General features: G+C 55.6%; 19 protein-coding genes and 1 tRNA gene. 4 read left to right on the top strand and 16 right to left on the bottom strand.

The genetic code is table 11. The features are described 5' to 3' along the window. Positions 1-146: 146 nt before the first annotated feature. The 6 genes from Y017_RS07540 to Y017_RS07515 all read right to left on the bottom strand — a co-directional run bounded on the left by Y017_RS07540 (position 147) and on the right by Y017_RS07515 (position 6110). A complete protein-coding gene (locus Y017_RS07540) occupies positions 147-506 on the bottom strand; it encodes a cytochrome c5 family protein (protein ID WP_011589810.1) in 360 nt (119 codons plus the stop codon). 5 nt (positions 507-511) lie between these two features. Further along, positions 512-970, bottom strand: a complete 459-nt coding sequence (locus tag Y017_RS07535; RefSeq protein WP_035460154.1) for a cytochrome c5 family protein — start codon at positions 968-970, stop codon at positions 512-514. Positions 971-1236: 266 nt separating this feature from the next. Beyond that, entirely contained in the window at positions 1237-3831 is a 2595-nt protein-coding gene (locus Y017_RS07530; RefSeq protein ID WP_035460014.1) for a CHASE2 domain-containing protein, read from the bottom strand. Positions 3832-3834: 3 nt separating this feature from the next. Next, on the bottom strand, positions 3835-4929 hold the full coding sequence (locus Y017_RS07525; protein WP_035460012.1) for a FecR domain-containing protein: 1095 nt from the start codon (positions 4927-4929) through the stop codon (positions 3835-3837). 10 nt (positions 4930-4939) lie between these two features. After that, a complete protein-coding gene (locus Y017_RS07520) occupies positions 4940-5629 on the bottom strand; it encodes a response regulator transcription factor (RefSeq protein WP_035460011.1) in 690 nt (229 codons plus the stop codon). Positions 5630-5780: 151 nt separating this feature from the next. Then, the gene (locus Y017_RS07515; protein ID WP_011589815.1) at positions 5781-6110 is read right to left on the bottom strand and encodes a multidrug efflux SMR transporter; all 330 of its coding nucleotides are present in this window, start codon (positions 6108-6110) and stop codon (positions 5781-5783) included. Between the two features lie 240 nt (positions 6111-6350). On the opposite strand from Y017_RS07515, the gene Y017_RS07510 reads away from it, so the two are divergent. Then, a tRNA-Arg gene (locus Y017_RS07510) sits at positions 6351-6427 on the top strand. Positions 6428-6491: 64 nt separating this feature from the next. Here Y017_RS07510 and Y017_RS07505 read toward each other — a convergent pair. Further along, positions 6492-7502, bottom strand: a complete 1011-nt coding sequence (locus tag Y017_RS07505; RefSeq protein WP_011589816.1) for an AraC family transcriptional regulator — start codon at positions 7500-7502, stop codon at positions 6492-6494. Between the two features lie 130 nt (positions 7503-7632). Here Y017_RS07505 and Y017_RS07500 point away from each other — a divergent pair, with 130 nt between their 5' ends. Further along, positions 7633-8538, top strand: a complete 906-nt coding sequence (locus Y017_RS07500; protein WP_231483436.1) for a fatty acid desaturase — start codon at positions 7633-7635, stop codon at positions 8536-8538. Positions 8539-8786: 248 nt separating this feature from the next. Here Y017_RS07500 and Y017_RS07495 read toward each other — a convergent pair whose 3' ends face one another. The 5 genes from Y017_RS07495 to Y017_RS07475 all read right to left on the bottom strand — a co-directional run bounded on the left by Y017_RS07495 (position 8787) and on the right by Y017_RS07475 (position 12190). After that, positions 8787-10391, bottom strand: a complete 1605-nt coding sequence (locus Y017_RS07495) for a PepSY domain-containing protein (protein WP_035460010.1) — start codon at positions 10389-10391, stop codon at positions 8787-8789. Continuing rightward, on the bottom strand, positions 10388-10645 hold the full coding sequence (locus Y017_RS07490) for a hypothetical protein (protein ID WP_035460009.1): 258 nt from the start codon (positions 10643-10645) through the stop codon (positions 10388-10390). The genes Y017_RS07495 and Y017_RS07490 overlap by 4 nt, the downstream gene beginning before the upstream one ends. Then, positions 10642-10914 (bottom strand): hypothetical protein, encoded by a 273-nt coding sequence (locus tag Y017_RS07485; RefSeq protein WP_062810591.1) that lies wholly within the window; start codon positions 10912-10914, stop codon positions 10642-10644. Before Y017_RS07485 ends, Y017_RS07490 begins: the two co-directional genes overlap by 4 nt. 80 nt (positions 10915-10994) lie before the next feature. Further along, complete coding sequence (locus Y017_RS07480) at positions 10995-11579, bottom strand: hypothetical protein (protein WP_035460003.1); 585 nt, start codon at positions 11577-11579, stop codon at positions 10995-10997. Beyond that, a complete protein-coding gene (locus Y017_RS07475) occupies positions 11579-12190 on the bottom strand; it encodes a hypothetical protein (protein ID WP_011589821.1) in 612 nt (203 codons plus the stop codon). Before Y017_RS07475 ends, Y017_RS07480 begins: the two co-directional genes overlap by 1 nt. 282 nt (positions 12191-12472) lie before the next feature. Between Y017_RS07475 and Y017_RS07470 the strand changes: the two genes are divergently transcribed. Further along, positions 12473-13198, top strand: a complete 726-nt coding sequence (locus tag Y017_RS07470) for a YHYH domain-containing protein (RefSeq protein ID WP_011589822.1) — start codon at positions 12473-12475, stop codon at positions 13196-13198. Between the two features lie 61 nt (positions 13199-13259). On the opposite strand, the gene Y017_RS07465 is transcribed toward Y017_RS07470, so the two are convergent. Beyond that, entirely contained in the window at positions 13260-13496 is a 237-nt protein-coding gene (locus Y017_RS07465) for a hypothetical protein (RefSeq protein ID WP_011589823.1), read from the bottom strand. A gap of 401 nt (positions 13497-13897) precedes the next feature. Here Y017_RS07465 and Y017_RS07460 point away from each other — a divergent pair, with 401 nt between their 5' ends. Next, entirely contained in the window at positions 13898-15022 is a 1125-nt protein-coding gene (locus Y017_RS07460) for an alpha/beta fold hydrolase (protein ID WP_035460000.1), read from the top strand. Positions 15023-15476: 454 nt separating this feature from the next. Here the strand turns inward: Y017_RS07460 and Y017_RS07455 are convergent, their stop codons facing one another. From Y017_RS07455 to Y017_RS07445, 3 genes are all read right to left on the bottom strand, one after another. Next, complete coding sequence (locus Y017_RS07455) at positions 15477-16748, bottom strand: O-acetylhomoserine aminocarboxypropyltransferase/cysteine synthase family protein (protein WP_035460152.1); 1272 nt, start codon at positions 16746-16748, stop codon at positions 15477-15479. A 78-nt stretch (positions 16749-16826) separates the two neighbouring features. Further along, positions 16827-17693: an enoyl-CoA hydratase-related protein gene (locus Y017_RS07450; protein ID WP_035459997.1), complete on the bottom strand. Its 867-nt coding sequence runs from the start codon at positions 17691-17693 to the stop codon at positions 16827-16829. 401 nt (positions 17694-18094) lie between these two features. Then, the gene (locus Y017_RS07445) at positions 18095-18502 is read right to left on the bottom strand and encodes a CBS domain-containing protein (RefSeq protein ID WP_011589828.1); all 408 of its coding nucleotides are present in this window, start codon (positions 18500-18502) and stop codon (positions 18095-18097) included. Positions 18503-18660: the final 158 nt, after the last annotated feature.

The following is an 18660-nucleotide window of genomic DNA, read 5'->3' as shown; positions in this document are numbered from 1 at the left end:
GCACTGACACGGCAACACGAGCACGTTCTTTTTGTGCCAAATGCAAAGAGGCCGCGTTCCCGTCCGGGGCGCGGCCTCTTTGCAATATAAAAAAGACAAACTATTTCGCGTTGTTGTGCGAAGCATATCGCGTGCGGCGTCTTTTCTTACTTTGCCCCACTTTTGTTCAGCATATAGATCACCGTGCTGCGAATTTCGTCGTCGCTACAGTCAAAGCAGCCACCGCGAGGCGGCATCGAGTTGAAGCCATTGATAGCATCTAGGACCAGGGCGTCGAAACCGTCTTCTTCGATTTCATGGGACCAGTAGGGTCGATGCTCCTTACCTACACCGGGAGCCCCCAAGGCGCCAGAGCCGTGACAGGTAACACAGTATTGGCGATATAACTGCGCCCCGTCGCGGGCCTGTTGAGCAGGCCCATTAGCCGGGGCGCTATCATCGGAACAGCCGGCCAGCCACAACACTGGCAACACCATTGCGATTGAGTACCAGTAGAGTTTCTGCAAAGCCGCTACTGACTCTTGCTAACCATGTACTCGATGGCAGCGTTGATTTCATCGTCAGAGCAGTCCATGCACATCCCTTTAGGAGGCATGGCGTTAATACCATTGATAGCATTCTTGAGCATGGTGGCTTCACCTTTGGCAATGCGCGGTGCCCAGGAAGCGGCGTCACCCATTTTTGGGGCGCCAGCAGCACCGGTACCGTGACAGGCGGCACAGGAACCGTTGTAGACTTGCTCACCGGAACGAGGGCCGCTGGCCACTTCTTCTGCCGGAGCTGCAGCGCTGCCACACTCGTCTCCTTCTACACACACAGAGCCCACCGGCTTGATGCGCTCTTCAATGGCGCGATCACTAAAAACAGAGCGCTCACCTAGTGGGTAGGGAGAAATTTCCTTGGTGCTCTTGGCAGCCACGCTACCGGCGGCAAACAGGGTAGCGACCAGTACCAGGCTGGCGGTTAGCATCTTTTTCACGATTACACCTCTAATTCTCTGTGATTCGCCGCGGAGGCCCTAAACGGCCCCTTATGGGCGCTGCGGCTGGCGATTATACCCGCTCAAGGCGTAGGGACAAAACGCTTGATGTTACAGCGAACGATGAATGCAAAACTGCCGCCCCCGTTAGAGACAAGCGGCTGTTCAGTAAAGCGCTCGATAAGGCTCCGCCCGAGCCTCTATGACAACAGAAAGATCACCCGTCGAGCCACCGCAACGCAGCGATTCGGGGAGTATCAGGTCAGCTCAACACGCGGTAAAAACAGGGTGAAGCGGCTTCCTTCGTTAACCACACTGTGAACTCGAATCTCCCCGCCATGGCGCTCAGCAACCACTTTGACGAAACGCAGACCCATGCCCGCGCCACGGGTTCGGGCGCCTCCGCTGGTACTGGCCCGGCTAAAGCGATCGAACAGTCGTTCCTGGAACTCAGGCGGAATTCCCACACCACGGTCACGCACGTCACAGGCAACCCGCTCACCATCGACATACAAGGTCACATCTACCGAGCTACCTTCATGGCTGTATTTCACCGCATTGGTCAGCAAGTTCACGACCAAGCGCTCCAGCAGCTCGTTATTACCCAGCACCCACACTTCCTGATCCGGGTCGTATTCAAAACGCAGGACGATATCACGCTGCTGGGCCTGAATGTGCACCTGATCAATCGCACTTTCTACCACATCAAGCATGTCTTGCTCGTTCATTTCCACGGAATCCACCGCTTCCACCCGCGCAAGCTGCAGGAATTGCTCAGCAATATTTAGGTTACGCCGGGCATAGTGCTCAACATTATCTAAGAACACCGGCAAATCCCGCTCTGCTCCGGAATGACGCATTTTCTCCGTTAACGCCAACACCGACACCATGGGCGAACGCAAATCGTGAGAGAGGAAATCCAGCATTTCTGAGCGGGCCCGCATGGCCAGCTTCACATCGCTAATATCCTTGAAGGAGATAATCATCATCCGCCCCGGATTATCACCTGCATGCACTAGCAGCATATCCAAGTACAGATCCGTACCCTGCCGGTTGCGGCATTCAATCTGGGTCCGCCCCTCACTGAGGGTCTGGCATAGCAGATCGTCCCAGCAGTGCTCGCGCAGTTCCAACTCCCTGTTCAGTTCCGTGACCATAGGCTGCCCGGAATCCAGCGCGCCCACTTCCAGCCCCAGTAAAAAAACCGCCTGCGGGTTGGCATAGACAATCACCCCACAGGCATCAGCAATTACCACGCCTTCTCGAATTTGCGCCAAGGTCACCTGAAAGAAACGCGTCAGCGCCTCTTGCCGCTCTTCTTCACGACGCAACCGTTCAATGTGCTTTTCCAATACTTCGTAACGTGGCCCCACATTGGGAGCCCGCGTACGGGTACGAACCAACATGGCCCGCACCCAGTAATCATAGGTATCCGCGTGTAATGCCTGTTCCCAAACCAGATCCAGCTCATAGCGCCGGCCATCATGGCGGAACCGGTATTGGCGCGCCAACTCGCCTTTCCATGTGGCCGCCGGCAGGCTGTCGCCGCCCCGCAACGGCTTCTCTCCACCTAATAAGCGCCAGGAGCGCACCGGCAGCACCTGGTCCAACATACGGCTCATTTGTGCCAATGAGGAGGGCTGCGTCAGCCGTTGGTTCAAATCGCTGTATTCCGACAACCGCTCTAGGGCATTACGCATATAGGACAGCGAGTACTCCAGCCTCCGCCAAGTCCATAATGGATAGGCCATGATGGCCGATGCCATGGCCGCACTAGGCGCAAACCACAAGCGCAAAGAAATCAACGAGGCCATGCTAACCAGCAAACACAGCAACAGCACCGAAAAAACCAGCGGCATGCTCCAGCGTGGCAACACATAAGGCATCAGCAAGGGCGCCAACAGAGCCAGCACTACCCCAAGCACCAACGCACTGGGCATGGCTAAATCGCGGATGAGACGATCGGCGCGCAAGGCATCCAGCAGATTTGCATTGATCTCGACACCGGCCATTAACTCCCCCTGATCCGCCATAGGGGTGGGCAGCATGTCACCCAAGCCGGCGGCAGTAGCGCCGATGAGCACAATTTTGTCGCGAATCAATTGTTCGGGTATTCGGTTATTGAGTAGCTCGACGGCAGAAACTTGCGGATAACTATTAGGGCCGCTGACAAAAGGGATGTAACGGTGATATCGACGGACATTAGCCAGCCCAGAAAACTCTTCGCCCTTATCGGCGGGAAACACCTGTTCAGACAAAATCCCTTCTTGCACGAGCAACGTGTGGGTAATGTGTGGCCACCAAGCCTGCCCCACCCCCGAGCGCATATAGACCGACCGAGCCACACCGTCGGCATCCAGCTCCAAATCCACATGCCCCAACCCGGCTGCAGCACGAGCAAACGGTGAATAAGGCAATACTTCAATCAACTGCCCCCCTGCCCGCAATTGCTCCACATGCACGGGCAGGTACACATGCTCGTTGGCTTCCATGGCCTGCACCAAGGCCACATCAGAACCCGGGTTGTTACGGTCAGGCTCAGACAGAATCAGATCCATGAGCACAGCACGGGCGCCCATCTCCGTAAGACGCTCGATCAGCTGGGCGTGGACTTCCCGATCCCAGGGCCAACGCCCAATTTCGCGCAAGCTGTATTCATCGATCCCAACGATCACCACATCCTGGGAGGGGTCGTCAGGGAGGGCTTGCAGCAGGTTGTCGTAGATATACCGATCCACAAAGGACAGCGCACCGCTGATGGTCAACAACGCACACAAGCCTACGACCAAGCAAAGCACAGATACATGCTCTGCCAAATAACGGCGTTGATCCGGGCTCAGACGATTGCGCATAAGTTATAGCGCCAAGAGTAGAACGGCCGCACCCATGAACACCCAAACATCCCAATGCGCATCTTCTTCCTCTGGAACAGGTTCGGGCTCTATTGGCGGCGCGGGCACACTGAACACGTGCCAGCTTTCATCACCGCGCAGGCCGTTCTCATCTACCGCCCGCACCAATAGACGGTAGTCGCCCACGGGCAGTTCTTTCTGCCAGTGCCCAGAGGAAAGGTAATCTTGATTCAGCAATCGACCTGCCGGCTGACTATAAAGCTCCAGCAGGTAAGACCGGGCCTCGGACTGGGTATGCCATGCTGCCACCACACCGGTGTGCGACGCTGTCACTTCCATGGCTGGAGCCGGCAGCAATGCCACCGGCTCAATCGGCGCTTCATCCACATGCGCCAGGGTCGCGTAGCCCCCCTCTATCTGACGCTCCGTACCACGAGCCCCCACATCCACGCGCCCTTCTATGACTTCATTTCGCGTGGTCTCGGCTCCATCCACCCCCAAGTAATACTCCGTACCCCGCACCGCGGCCACGGCACCGGGGGTGTAGACCTCAAAAGAAGCCTCGTCACTTTGGCGGGGACTGACACGGTTACGGATATTACCGCGCTGCAAACGCAGCTCGGTGCGTTCATTTTGGTGATTCAGAAAACGACGATAGCGGGTCACAACCAGCAAACTCGTCGGCTTAATATGCACTTCTGACTGATCAGCAAAACGTAGGCGGGCACTACTATTGGCGGCGGTTTCCAACGCATCACCAAAACCAACCACATCACCATTGCTCAGCCGACGAGGCTCTCCGCCGCTAGCTGGATACAACATCACTTCACCGGTGATCGCATCAACAGTGGCCGGAATGGGTTTTTCCTTCAACCAGCTCGTTGGCACCAGTAAGGTGTCGCCGGGGTGCAAAACATGAGGGTCGTCGAGGTCATTATGGCGTGCCAATTTACCCCAGCAGGTTTGTGGGGTCTGGGCGAACTGTTGGCAGACTTTCCAAAGAGAGTCGCCAGGGCGCAAGGTATAATGCCAATCATCCCCGGCCCAGGCCGTTGATAGCAGGCACAGCAGCATGGCCGTGCTCAACCAGACCCTCATAGATGTGTCCTTATTCTTCGATCGGCTCCAGACGATATCCGTGCTGGTACACCGTTTTAATTCGATAGCCTCGTTCAGGGCGAATTTGCAGGCTACGTCGAATCCGGCTGATATGCACGTCAACGGTGCGTGATTCAATCGGGGTCATGATACCCCAAACCTTCTCCAGCAAGTGCGCCCGACTCATGAGTTTGCCCACATTTTGGAACAAATAGCAGGCCAGCTCGTAATCCTTGTCAGTCAATTTAATCGCTTCTTCATCCAGCAGGATCTGACGCCGGGACCGGTCCACGGTCCACGGCCCCACATTCAGCGTGGTTTCTTCATCCATTTCCGATACCCCTGCCCGACGCCCGAGAGCGCTAATACGGGCCAGCAATTCCGCTTGCTTGGTAGGCTTCACCATATAATCATCCGCCCCTTGAGAAAGTGCGCCGACAATGGATGATTCATCATCACGCTGCGTCGCGAATAACACAGGGGTGCGATTACCGCTGGCTCGTACTTCTTCGAGCACAGCGTAGCCGTTCATGTCTGGCACTTCCCAGTCGAGCACCAAAATATCGAAGGTGTCACGACGCAGAAGGGACATAAAATCACGGCCACTGGCCATGTGAATACAGTTATGGCCAGCCTCTTTAAGCCAGTGAGTGACCAGCTCCGCCTGGGCCATGTCATCTTCGAGATAAGCAATGCGCACGGTTAAACTCCATCTGTTGCAGGCCAACATCTGCCCGCAAAGGGTACCGATGTATCAACGCGTTAGCGGGAAAAGATTGTAAAATACCCGAACGAACGATTCGGCACCACATCAGCCATCAGATCCAACCCTTACCTCACCCTCGCCTCTTTCAGGCCGGACCACTGGTCAACTTCAGGCCGACAATCCCCACCACAATCAATGCCATAAAGGCCAGCCGTGACGCATTGGCCGGATCCTTGAAGAACACGATACCGATCAGGGTAATACCCACCGCACCGAGCCCTGTCCAGATGGCGTATGCCGTGCCCACGGGAATGCCCCGCATCGCATAGGACAACATCAACATATTCAAGCCGGTGAGCACAAGTGAAGTGCCAATAGAGAGCACCCCTGGGCTAAGCTGGATCCATTTGAGACTCATGGCCCAAGCGATTTCCACAATCACCGCCAGTAATAACACGACCCAATACAGATTCATCCCCACTTTCTCCAACACAAGCCCGCCCACCACATTGGCACACGGCGGACACGGGCTCGTCAGGAAAACAGAACTGCCGGAAACCCGGAAAGAGACAGCCTGCTCATGGTCAGATACCGGGACACGCTCCCGACGCGCCGATTATAGCGATCACAACACAGGATGCACCCAATCCATGGACGAGGCCGCCACAAACCGCTATCATTCGCGCCCGTTGAACCCCCAAGTTCTTCAAGTTTTGCGCCCGTAGCTCAGCTGGATAGAGCGTTGCCCTCCGGAGGCAAAGGTCAGAGGTTCGAATCCTCTCGGGCGTACCAGATAAAAAAACCTCCCATCGGGAGGTTTTTTTATGGGCTATCAAAAATCAACAGCACGCCCCCATCACTCATTTTCCCGATACGTACTTGGCGAGCAGCCCTGCCAGCGCCGGAAGGCGCGGACAAATCCGCCTGCGTCGGTGTACGCCAAGTGAGCAGCGACTTCTTCGATCTTCATGGTGGTGTTGCCCAGTAGTTGCAGGGCCAGCTGGCGGCGCTCTTCTTCGACTAAATCGCGGTAACTGGTGCCTTCCTGCTCCAGTTTGCGACGCAGGCTTCGGGTGGAAAGGGCCAGGTCGCGGGCCATATCATTGAGGCTGGCTCCCAACCCCAACTCGCCAAGCAATTTTTGACGGACCTTGCCGGCGATACCGCTGCTTTCCACGGTATCCATACGTTGCTGACATTGCTGCTCAAGCATGCGAGTGAGGGCGGGATCGTAGCCGGAAAAGGGCCGGCTGGCACCGGCGCGGTTAACCATAATGCGGTTGGATCCAGCTCCAAATGTGGGGGCAATGCCGCACAGTGCTTTCAACGCTGCAGCATCCACATCGGGGGTGCCGGTGAACTCGATGGCTTTGAATTCAGCCCCCTGAAGGGAGATTTCCCTGGCCAGATTAAGAGAAGTGGCCATATCCCGCTCCAGCAGAAACTGGCGCAGATGGGGCGGAATGGGATCGGGGTCAAAGGTGATGCCAAAGGCATCCTCCTCTTCGCACAAAAGAATGCGGCAATAGGCCGTACTCAAAGGCAGATAGCGCACCCCAAGTGCAACAGCTTCGCGCAAGGTCTTACAGGTGCGCAGAGCAAAACCCCAAACCCCGAAGGTGGCCAAATTGTACTGCAAACCCAGCTCGAACCCGGAAGCCCCCACCTCCGGCAGGGCCAGCATCAAGTTTTCGATCAGCCGCATTTCCTGCGTGCGGGTCACCAGTCCTTCACCACTGGATAATTCGCTTTCCAAGATACCCGTGCCGAGCAGGCAGGTTTGCCGGTCAATGCCATTTCGCTGAGCGAAATTGAGCATCACCTGGCTGATGGCCACCGGGTGCAATTTGTCGTTTGATTGATGCATTAACCGTTCCGTTGATACCCCCCTGTCACACACTGGCCACTTTTGCAGGGTGATTGGCCACGGTGGCTATTCTGATTGTTGTGCCGTCTACGTAATGTTCACCCTAATCATACCAACAAGAGACAGCACCATGGACGCGGCAGCATTGAACAAACAAGCCATTGCCTGTGCCAAACACTATATGGGCAAAACCGCCTGGCCGACAATTTTACTAACCGTGGCCGTAGTCGCCGCCTTTATTGCCACACTCACGTTATTCGCCAATGGTACGCTACCGGCCTGGGGCGCTTATCTGCTGGTCGCCGTACTGACCTACATGTCCTATACGCCACTACATGAGGCCGCCCACGGCAATATTCACGGACAGAATGATGGCCGCAAATGGATCAACGATTTGTGCGGGTACCTAGTAGCCCCCATTATTGCGATCCCCTATGCCTCTCATCGCATTGAGCACTTCACCCACCACCGCTATACCAATCAACCGGGCAAGGATCCGGACTTTATTATCAGCGGGATGCAACAAGGACTACTGGGGTTACTGGCCGCCGGGCTACGCTTCCAGTGGGTGCAGAACACATTTTTTGTGCAACACAGCTGGGCCACTGCGTCATCCAAGGAAAGATTGATTTATTGCACCGAACTGGCGGTATCGATCGGCTGGCGCATTGCCTTCCTAACGATGGTAGACCAGCCCGGCACCATCGCCGTGCTGCTGCTGGGATATTACACTGGCGGGCTATTCACCGCCTACTGGTTTGCCTATCGTCCACACCACCCTTACAAGGTAAGTGAACGTTATCGCAACACTAACAGCCTGATTATGCCGCGCTGGATGAAGCCGCTGGAATGGTTCTGGTTGGGCCAGAACCTGCACTCCATCCATCACCTTTTTCCGCGTGTGCCGTTCTATAATTACCACGCCCTACATCGGGATATTGAGCCGGTCTTGCAGGCACAGGGCACGCCGATTATGGGTATTTTTTCCCGCCAACCGCTAGCCGGCAACGCGTACCCATCAGCAAAGAAGCCGTAGCACCCAACAAGACGATCAACCTGAGTGCATACCGCTAGCGGTATGCACTCGCACATCGCTAATACAACGCCACGATGCCCTCGAGGGAACCGCCTGAACTACCTTGATGGCGAAGCATTCGCCACAGAACCCTTGTCCCCGATCTGTTCCAGACTTTTTATTTCTCCCAAGCGGAGAACATCGGAGACCATGGGCCCGCTTATTGGTGCCACTCTACGACCACAATAAGGCGCGCAGCGACATACTGCCTAATAAGCAGAACCCGCCTCCCGTTCCGTTTCGGTGAGGTGCTTAGGCTGCCCCTCAGTGACCTTTCCGACCCAAAGCGGGTGAGGCTCGGCCAGGCGCACGCGTTTGCGAAACTGCCGCCGCACCACCCACAATGATAACGCCACCACCAATAACAGGCCGTTAATCAGCAGGTTGTCGCCGTCGAGTACATGCTCGCCCTCCAAGGCGACCTGCAATACCGGCACCGCCAAATAACACAACGGCGCGGCGGCCAGGATTTGGCCGCTGAACCGCAGCGGCGATGCCCGCAGACTCCACAACACCAATAAGAGAATCACACCGCCACACACCGCCCGCTCCACCGTGGCGACCCAGGCCGCCCAAGGCGTATAGGGCAGCCCTTTGCTAACCAGAAAGCTGAACGCCACTCCGATCACAACCCCGAAGCACAGCCCCAGCGTCAAACGCAACAAAAAAGCAGAAGCCCGGCTGGGCCCTTGGCGATCACTGCGTCGCTCGCACCACAACACATTCCCGGACACAAACAACAAAGCCCCCAGCAAGCCCATGGCAAAGTAGAGCCATTTCACCAGCATTCCACCGTAGTCCCCGAAATGCAGAGAATAAACCGGTGAGAACGTATCAAAGTTCAAGCTGCGCTGTCCTGGCGCAATCACGCTCAACGTTGCCATGGTCGAGCCCAGCACCACATGGACATGATGCCCCACATAGCCTGGTACAGAGCCGGCCACATCAACCCAGCCAGCGGCATCGCCATAGCCGCGAATTTCCACCCAGTCCACGCTCATTTCTGGCAACGCTTCGCCCGCAGCAGATAAGTAATCTGCAATCGGCGCCATGGCAACGCGTTCACCCTCACTTTGTACCGGCGGCCACACCGCAATTTCCTCTTCGATCACCCCACGCAGCTGAGGACCAAAAACTAACGTGCCCAGCACCACCGCCACTAGGGTAAAAGCCCCCATGGCGGCACCGGTCACCGACATGATCAAATGAAACGGAAAACTGATCACGCCAACCAGGTTGTGCATGTTCTTCCAGTAACGGCGTAGGTTGCCTTCATGCTTAAGAGCAAAAAACTCCTTGCTCAATTTTGGCCAATGAATCACTAAGCCAGTAAACAGCGCCGCCCCGTACAGTATCGAAATCAGCCCCATAAACGTCATCCCCAGGTTGATGGGCAAGCCGCCACTAGGAATCGCCAGTTGGTAATGCAACTGATTGATAAAATCCGCCAACGCCGACCGGGGCTGCACGACGTACTCTCCGCCCGTATCGAAATCCGTGGCGTGGGCGGTGAGCCACTCCCCCCCACCGGCTTCACTGGTTTGAAACCACATAACTGCCGGATCTTCTTCAGGCAAGAAAAACAGGCGAGTACGGGCATCCGGATACTGCTCGGTGACGCGAGTAAGAAGGGCCTGCCCATCAATGACTTGTTGCGATGCCTGCGCAGTGGCCTGAGGTGTCTGCCAATGATGAAGCTCGTGGTGAAACACATTGATAGCGCCAGCAAAAAACGCCACAAACAGAATCAGCCCACTGACCATGCCCAGCCAAGCATGTAAATCGATAAAACGCCGCAAACGAGCCGCTTTCATGCGCCGCCTCCATACAGGGCCGTTGCCTGCAACGCTAGCCAGGCAACCCCGTTCATCACCAACAGCGCCACCAAAGGCGGCCAGGTACGCTCAGGGATTGCCACCAAAACCACCAGCAACATCCACAACAACATTATCCCCAACAACTGCAACACCAACCAAGATTGCCAAGGAACCGGCACCAATGCCGCCAGCAACCCCATCAGCATTGCTGACAGCGGCAAACTGAATACAAATGCCCAAAAAGCTCTCATCGGCTTCCACCCCGGCGCTGATAACGGTCTCGATAATGACTCACTATCAAGGGCACCAGCAGCGCCGGTAATGTGGATACCCACAACCCTACAAACAGGCCCACGCTGACCCCCAATTGCAGGGTGAACAGCAGCAGCCCGCCGGCCAACATGGCCAAAGCGATCAAGCGAGTAAAGGCAGGGAGAGGTTGATCCAGCCAGCGCTGCTGTCGGTCGGACAGATAAAACAGCGCCACACTGGCAAATGTGGCGAGAACGGCAACCAACATAAGAAAAACCATTATTTATGATAATGGTTCTCATTTAATAGAAGGCGGTCGCTTCCGTCAAGATAACAAGGCCGACGAGCTCAACGAGGCCGCAACTTACGCAGATAGTCACTGGCCTCACTGAGCCGCGCGGTAGACAAACGACTCCAATCCACAGCCTCGCGATCTGGCATCCACACACCAGCGAACGTGGACGCATCGGCCAATGCCAATTCTGCATTGAGCATGGGCACGCCGTGATAGTCACCGGCAATTCCGCCCGCGAGACGAATCACTGACCACCAAGCAGGCGGCCGCCAATGCAGCCGAACATCCGGCAAATGACAGCTCAGCTCAACTTCCGCCACACAGCATTCCAGCACACTATCCTGCTGACGACTCAGCCCCTGCCGCCACAACGCCGACCCTGCTACCATGACCAGCGACGGGAAGGCCCGCTGCAAAGCCCGACAACGATCCTCATCGCTCAACGGGTCGCCCAACACCACCCTGTAAAATACCGGACGCGGCGGAGCCACCTGCTTGACCACGCCAGATTCCAGCCAGCGCAGAACACAATCCAGTGCCCGCTCAGACTCCTCTGGCTGCAGCTGCTTAAGATCAGAGAGGGTAAATACCCGAGGCAGAGTGTCCAACGCTGGAGACAACATCGACATATCCTGCATCAACGCCTCACCCTGTCCGCCAACGGCAATCGTAGTCCGAGGCAGGAACGCAAAGCCATGGCCCACGCCAGCAGATGACAGATCACCGTCATCTGACGGGCTTGCGGCAGGCCACACAAACGCAACCGCACGGCCTCATCTACTTGGCGCTCCAGCATCGTAATCTGACGAGACCTCAGACCGGTGGGCCGTTCACCCTGCGCCAGACGCAACGTCAGCAACCGCCCCTGGATATCATCCTCCAACGCCGCATAGGCCCGCTCGACTAAGCTATAACTGGATAGGTGGCGCATAGCACGCAAAGGCTGGCGCCGCCGTGAACGGTGCCGTTGCGGCATCACGAACACAGACAGCACACGGGCCAACCACTGCACAGCAGGCAACCAGCGAGCACCATCTCGGCAGCCCATCAGATACCAACCCCACGCGCGCAGGCGAGACACATCCCTGCGCAATACTCGCACCCGAGCATAGCTATCCGCGCTACCCGAGGAAGCAAAGCTTGCCCGGTAGACGGCTAAATATTCCTGCAGAGCCTGCAATCGCGTTCTCACCGCCTCCAGCTCCAGCTCTTGCTGACGCGGCTTCCCTGCCACTTGCTGTGTCCTCATAAGCTGCAACTCCTGCATTGGCTACTACCTACCTGCAATGCATAAAAATGGACGCCGGATCAGGTTGTGAAACCGGTTCAGCCCGGCAACGCCAACTGTAGCGATACCGCCCAGGCCGCCACAGAACAAAAGCGTCCAATTTACGTGTATACACGTAGCGGTTTTGTATCTTCCTGATACAGCTCGCCGGAATCGGCCCCAATCTTTCCTTTGTACGCTTTTACCTACAACAAGATTCGTATATGCCTTATCCTCCCGCCAAACGACATAAACAGGCCCCCTTTGTACTACGCCCTCCTTACTCTACTTGCGCTACTAACCCTACTTATCAGCAACACACTGCAAGCCCACCCCGGAAGCCTCAACCAACAAGGCGGACACACCGACCGCAGCACCGGTGACTACCATTGCCACCGCGCCCCCTGCTCCACGCTTCACCGGCAACAACAAAAGGCCCAACAGGACGCGACCGACGCACAACGGGCGTTCAGTGGACTCTACGATCGAAACCTCTGGCCCCACTGGACTGACGCAGACCAAGATTGCCAAGACACACGGGCAGAATTATTGATTGCCTCCAGCCGGCAGACTGTGACCTTCACCGACCCGGATCAATGCACCGTGGCCACAGGTCGCTGGTACGACCCCTACACCAACCGCACCTTTACCCATGCGGGGGACTTGGACGTGGATCATTTTGTGCCGCTGCGCCATGCCCACGGCCACGGTGGCGACCAATGGGACAAAGCATTACGCCAACAATTCGCTAATGACCCAGACAACCTGATTCCGGTGTCCGCCAGCGCCAATCGCAGTAAAGGTGCTCGCAGCCCAGATCAGTGGCTTCCTGATAACCGCCTCTATTGGTGCGAATATGGCCGGCATTGGAAACGCATCAAACAACGTTACCAGTTGATGGTGACGCCCCAGGAAGCTGACGCACTGAAACAACTGCTAACCCACTGCTCAATGCCCTCTACCCCTAAAACGACAAAACCCCGACCATAAGGCCAGGGTTTTGGTTGTCGCATCACCCGCCTTGAGGCGGAGAGCTCACTGCATGTAAGGCTTACTGCTCTGCAGCATCCTTCATGTCTTCGGCGGACTCTTTGGCGTTATCATAGGCGTTATCCATATCTTCGCCCATTTCCTCCATCGGTCCTTTGCTATCCGGGGTAATGCTTTCCACCGCCTCATCTACCTTCTCGCCAGCATCCTCAACCGGGCCATCATTGGCATCACAGGCTGCCAGCAGGGCAGAAGAGGCGAAAATGGCGGCCAATGCCGCTTTGCCGAAAATACGCATAGAATCACTCCTTGAATTAACTGATTCGGACAGTGAGCACTGTAAGCATGTTCTTCACGCTTGGCCAAGGGAATTCGCACATTTCACTGCCATTTTACGAAGAGTTACAGACCGGATAGAGAATACCGCGCCGATGAGCTAAGGAGCCTGTGCCCCCCGTGCATGCTCAGCCTTTCAGGCTGGGTCGCAATCTATGCCCCGTTCAGGGCGCAGAGGACACGATTTTGAAGGTACTCTCTAGGGGGCGAGCCAGGACAGCCCATCCATCAAAAACGCAACAATTGAGTGCGGGCCAGCCAGGAAGGCCCGGAGGGCGTAACAGGTTTACCAGAGCAGCCTGGCCCTTTTTCCTTTCTCTGCGCTTTCAGCCGAGTAAGATGAACACCATAACAAGGAGAAACATGAAGAAAATCGGGAGAAATGCGGGAAAGAATGCAGGGGGGCTGGCGCAGCTGGTCACCCGTTTCGGCAATGAAATTACCCAGGTCGTTCAAGATATCCACGGCGCCATAGCCAATCCGTTCCACCTGCGTGGGCACGACTACACCCCCGCCCCCATGGTCTACGGCTTGGTTCGTTACGGTTTTCGCCAAGTCGGCAATGTGGCCAGCATGGCTGACCTGCTCGCCGACCCACACCAGGAGTTGCGCGATAGCTTAGACCTGCAAAGCATCATCAACGGTATTTTCGGACAATTATTGGTTGAGCAGCACAACCGTTACGCTCTGCCCATGACGCTATTACCAAAAAAACCACCTTTAGCGGATGCTGACACCCTGGTGATTTTCCTGCACGGGCTGTGCATGAACGACGCCTGCTGGAACAACCCTGCCGCCAACAGTTTCAGCCAGTGGGCTCGCCAGCATTACAACGCAGATATCCGTTATCTGCGCTACAACACCGGCCTGCATATTTCCGACAATGGCCGCAAATTCGCCGGGCTGCTGGCCCATACGGTCTTGCCCAAGCGAATAATTCTGGTCGGCCATTCCATGGGCGGGCTAGTAGCGCGCAGCGCACTTTACCAAGGGCGCCAGCGTGGCAACCATTGGGTGAATAAAGTAACTCACTTGGCTTGCCTGGGCTCACCACATCAAGGCGCCTTACTAGAACGATTTAGCAACGAAGCTAACCGATTACTAGGCCACACCCCCTACTCGCGGCCATTGATGCGGCTTGCCAACCTGCGCTCCGACGGCATTCGCGACCTGCGCTTTGGTTATGTACTGGAAGACCAGTGGCGAGACCGCCCGCTGGATGACCCTCGCCCCACCAGCAAGGTGCCTTTAGATCCGCATGTGCAGCAGCTTTTTATTGCCGGCAGCGTCAGCAAACCCAACCATGCCCACCCCCGTGGCGATTGGTTAGTCACGGTAGACAGCGCGCTGGCGGAGCATCTTTACGCGCAAGCGAACCACCTGACCCGTGAATTGTTTTACCAGATGGGGCACATGGCCATGATTGAGCAAACCCGCACCTACGCGCGGATACAACAGTGGCTAGACGAATCAACGCCTGGAACGTAACAGCAATATCAAATTAACGATTACGCAGGCGGCAGGCGGTGTCGTCATAAAAAATTCAAACTAAAGCCTTGCCTCTTCAGGCCAAAAAACCGCAAACCATTATTATTGTTCTCGCTCGCCGTTTGCGCCTCGGCCGCTCAACCAGCAACCACTACCGCAACCCCCACGGCCACCAGAGCCAATGGAAAAATGATGATGCTATTGCGGATAAAGCGCTCGCGCCAGAGCGCCCATTGATAGTAACGATGCATTGCCATACCCCAACCATCACAAACGAACTCTCAGTATATGGACCTTAAGGCAATATCAAATCGCCCAAATGGAGTATATGCAATAACTGGAAAGCGGCTTTGCCAAACCCTTTAAACGCACGGAATGACGACAGGCCGATTTGAGGCTCAGGGCCAGGGAGCATCTGAATACTCCCTGGCCCGTTCAGCCTTGCTCAAAGGCACTAAACCGCCGCCAACGCCTGCTCGATATCCGCCAGGATATCGTCAACATGCTCAATACCAATGGACAAACGTACCAAGTCCGCACTAACCCCAGCCTTGCTCAGCTCTTCATCATTAAGCTGACGGTGCGTAGTGGTCGCTGGATGGCACGCCAGAGACTTAGCATCACCGATATTCACCAGCCGCTTGATCAATGCCAACGCATCAATAAAGCGCGCGCCGGCATCACGCCCCCCTTGCACACCAAAGCTGAGAATAGACGAGGGCACTCCTCCATCCATGTACTGCTGCGCTAGACCATAATCTTTGTCGGTTTCCAGCCCGGCAAAATTAACCCAACTCACCTTGGCATGATCACGCAAGTATGTCGCCACTTTCACCGCGTTCTCGCAATGCCGTTCCATCCGCAGGCTCAAGGTTTCAATGCCCTGCATAATTAAAAACGCATTCATAGGAGATAACGCTGCCCCCATATTACGCAGTGGGACAACCCGAGCACGACCAATAAACGCCGCCTCTCCCATGGCCTCCACGTACACCACACCATGATAGCTTGGATCCGGCTCATTAAACTGCGGGAAGCGAGGGTTTCCTTTCCATGGAAACTTCCCTGAATCGACGATAGCGCCAGCAATGGTGGTGCCATGTCCGCCCATGTATTTGGTCAGCGAATGCACCACAATATCAGCGCCATGCTCAAAGGGTCGGCACAATGCAGGCGTTGCCACGGTGTTATCAACTACAAGCGGTACACCCGCGTCATGGGCTACCTTAGCCAACGCAGCCATATCGACCACATTGCCCGCCGGGTTGCCGATGGATTCGCAGAACACCATCTTCGTTTTTTCATCAATAGCATCGGCAATCGCCTGAGGATTGCGGCCATCGGCCATGCGCACCTCAATACCCTGGTTCGGCAAGGTATGCGCAAACAAATTGTAGGTACCGCCATAAAGCTGGCTGGTTGAAACAATATTGTCTCCCGCCTTTGCCAGCGTTTGGATCGTCGCGGTAATCGCCGCCATGCCCGACGCCATCGCCAAGGCACCAATGCCCCCTTCCAGTTGCGCAACGCGCTCTTCCAGCACAGCGTTAGTCGGGTTCATGATGCGGCTATAAATATTGCCCGGTACTTTCAGGTCAAATAGATCCGCCCCATGCTGGGTATCATCAAAGTAATAACTGGTGGTTTGATACATGGGTACGGCCACCGCATGGGTCTGCGGGTCACCGGCAAAGCCCCCATGAATGGCAATGGTTTCTTTTTTCATCACTCTCTGCCTCATAATTTTCGCCGCAAAACGACGCACACGCAAAAAGGCCGCCAAGCGGCGGCCCAAAAAACCACCTTATTTAATCGGAGGCGCTTCCCAAAAATCAAATTGTTTGGGCACATCCGCCAGCGAAGTATCAAAACGCGGCGGGCGCTTTTCAAGAAAAGCGGTAAACCCGTCTTTCCCGTCCCAAAATTCATTGGACCAATAAATCATTTTTGATTCCACCACATGGGCTTCGGCTGGGTGGGAAAAATTCGGGTTGCGCCACAACATCTGCTTGGCCAACGCCACCGCCACCGGCGAACTTTTTGCAATCAGCTTTCGAGCGATGCAGCGGGCCACCTCCACCACCTCGTCTTTGTCATGCACACTGTGGAACAGCCCTGCTTTCTCACCTTCTTCAGCCATGAAAATATCACCGCTAATCACCCACTCCAGCGCTTTCTGTATACCCACCACCCGCGGCAGGAACCAAGAAGAACAGGCCTCCGGCGTTACACCGCGCTGGGTAAAAACAAAACCGATTTTGCTGTTGGTCGCCACCAGGCGAATATCCATGGGTAGGGTCATAGTGATCCCCACCCCCACCGCCGCGCCGTTAATGGCGGCGATCACGGGCTTGCGACAATTATAGATTGCCAGCGACAGTTCGCCGCCGGAATCGCGGATGGTCTCTAACGGCGGCTCCATACCCTCAGCGTCGTCATAGCCAAACAGGTGGCCGCCACCTTCCGGCTCCATTTCCATTCCTGCACAGAAAACCTTACCCGCCCCCGTAACGATAACGGCCCGGATATCATCATTGCTGTCTGCTTCAGCCAGGGCATCAACCATTTCGTCTTTCATGCGCAAAGTAAAAGCATTAAGGCGATCAGGACGGTTAAGGGTAATAGTCAAAATATTTTCGGCCAGCTCGGTCTTGATGTCTTGATAATCCATGATCACTCCACTGGGGTTGTGCGGTTTTCAGTCGTTATCGATAGAGGCTCAGTAGCACGGTTTGACCCTGAGCATACCCCGATGGCAAGGCATCGAACATGGCATGAAGCGTCCGGTTGAGATCAGGCGGATTGTAAAAAGCTTGCGAGGGAAGCGCTGAAAAACGCCCTATATTCTCCGTCTCTCAAGCTAGTTCGCAATTTATACCCCATTGGGGGCACAGAAGACGGGGTTTTGAAGGCATGGGATCGCCTGTCGAGAAAGTACAACGAGTGAGTACTCCAAACCACGCTGAGCACGTAAGAGGTTTTCTAGAGGCACCGTAACACGGCCCAGATCCACTGGGCCACAGAAGCAAACGCTACGGGTTCACAGAACCATGGTGGTTTTCTGCATAGCCCTCAATCGCAGCCCCGGCGATTGTCTTTAAGCGCTCGCAACACCTGCTCACGGGTCAGCAAACCAGTCAGAACGCCCTGGGCATTCACCACCGGATAGATCTTAGGCTTCTGGGTCACCATCAACTCCGCCACATTCACCGCCGAATCCTCTTCACTAACGGTCAATGGCTGGTCGTGCATAAATTCTTCCACGACCAAAGAACCTTCACAGTGATAGCTGGAGATCAATAACCTGCGCAGGCAATCCTGTTCCGACACAAACCCCACCACCTTGTTCTGGCTATCCACCACTGGCAGCCCAGTAAACTTGTGCTGCAACAACACATCCACCACCTCGGTAAGCTCAGTACCCATTTCAATAGCCATGGGGTGTTTTGCCATCAAAGCGCGTACCGTCATCTCTTGCATCGCATTCTCCTTCTAGAAATTGACCCAGCCGGGTCAGTCCTGATTTATGGCTTTGACTATAGCAACCCGGTATGTTTACACCCGTGGATATTCCCCATGCCACCGATCAATTATGGCAATCGCTATACAAGCCAGGCATCGCCTTCCTACAATGCTCA

Source organism: Alcanivorax sp. 97CO-5, from assembly GCF_000524665.1.
Taxonomy (GTDB): domain Bacteria; phylum Pseudomonadota; class Gammaproteobacteria; order Pseudomonadales; family Alcanivoracaceae; genus Alcanivorax; species Alcanivorax borkumensis.
This window is presented reverse-complemented; position numbering and strand designations above follow the sequence as displayed.

What these genes read in the sequence shown, in the direction of transcription:
- Y017_RS07535 (WP_035460154.1), bottom strand. Translation starts at nt 970, where the DNA reads ATGCTAACCGCCAGCCTGGTACTGGTCGCTACCCTGTTTGCCGCCGGT.
- Y017_RS07530 (WP_035460014.1), bottom strand. Translation starts at nt 3,831, where the DNA reads ATGCGCAATCGTCTGAGCCCGGATCAACGCCGTTATTTGGCAGAGCAT.
- Y017_RS07525 (WP_035460012.1), bottom strand. Translation starts at nt 4,929, where the DNA reads ATGAGGGTCTGGTTGAGCACGGCCATGCTGCTGTGCCTGCTATCAACG.
- Y017_RS07515 (WP_011589815.1), bottom strand. Translation starts at nt 6,110, where the DNA reads ATGAATCTGTATTGGGTCGTGTTATTACTGGCGGTGATTGTGGAAATC.
- Y017_RS07505 (WP_011589816.1), bottom strand. Translation starts at nt 7,502, where the DNA reads ATGCATCAATCAAACGACAAATTGCACCCGGTGGCCATCAGCCAGGTG.
- Y017_RS07500 (WP_231483436.1), top strand. Translation starts at nt 7,633, where the DNA reads ATGGACGCGGCAGCATTGAACAAACAAGCCATTGCCTGTGCCAAACAC.
- Y017_RS07495 (WP_035460010.1), bottom strand. Translation starts at nt 10,391, where the DNA reads ATGAAAGCGGCTCGTTTGCGGCGTTTTATCGATTTACATGCTTGGCTG.
- Y017_RS07490 (WP_035460009.1), bottom strand. Translation starts at nt 10,645, where the DNA reads ATGAGAGCTTTTTGGGCATTTGTATTCAGTTTGCCGCTGTCAGCAATG.
- Y017_RS07485 (WP_062810591.1), bottom strand. Translation starts at nt 10,914, where the DNA reads ATGTTGGTTGCCGTTCTCGCCACATTTGCCAGTGTGGCGCTGTTTTAT.
- Y017_RS07480 (WP_035460003.1), bottom strand. Translation starts at nt 11,579, where the DNA reads ATGCAGGATATGTCGATGTTGTCTCCAGCGTTGGACACTCTGCCTCGG.
- Y017_RS07475 (WP_011589821.1), bottom strand. Translation starts at nt 12,190, where the DNA reads ATGAGGACACAGCAAGTGGCAGGGAAGCCGCGTCAGCAAGAGCTGGAG.
- Y017_RS07465 (WP_011589823.1), bottom strand. Translation starts at nt 13,496, where the DNA reads ATGCGTATTTTCGGCAAAGCGGCATTGGCCGCCATTTTCGCCTCTTCT.
- Y017_RS07460 (WP_035460000.1), top strand. Translation starts at nt 13,898, where the DNA reads ATGAAGAAAATCGGGAGAAATGCGGGAAAGAATGCAGGGGGGCTGGCG.
- Y017_RS07455 (WP_035460152.1), bottom strand. Translation starts at nt 16,748, where the DNA reads ATGAAAAAAGAAACCATTGCCATTCATGGGGGCTTTGCCGGTGACCCG.
- Y017_RS07450 (WP_035459997.1), bottom strand. Translation starts at nt 17,693, where the DNA reads ATGGATTATCAAGACATCAAGACCGAGCTGGCCGAAAATATTTTGACT.
- Y017_RS07445 (WP_011589828.1), bottom strand. Translation starts at nt 18,502, where the DNA reads ATGCAAGAGATGACGGTACGCGCTTTGATGGCAAAACACCCCATGGCT.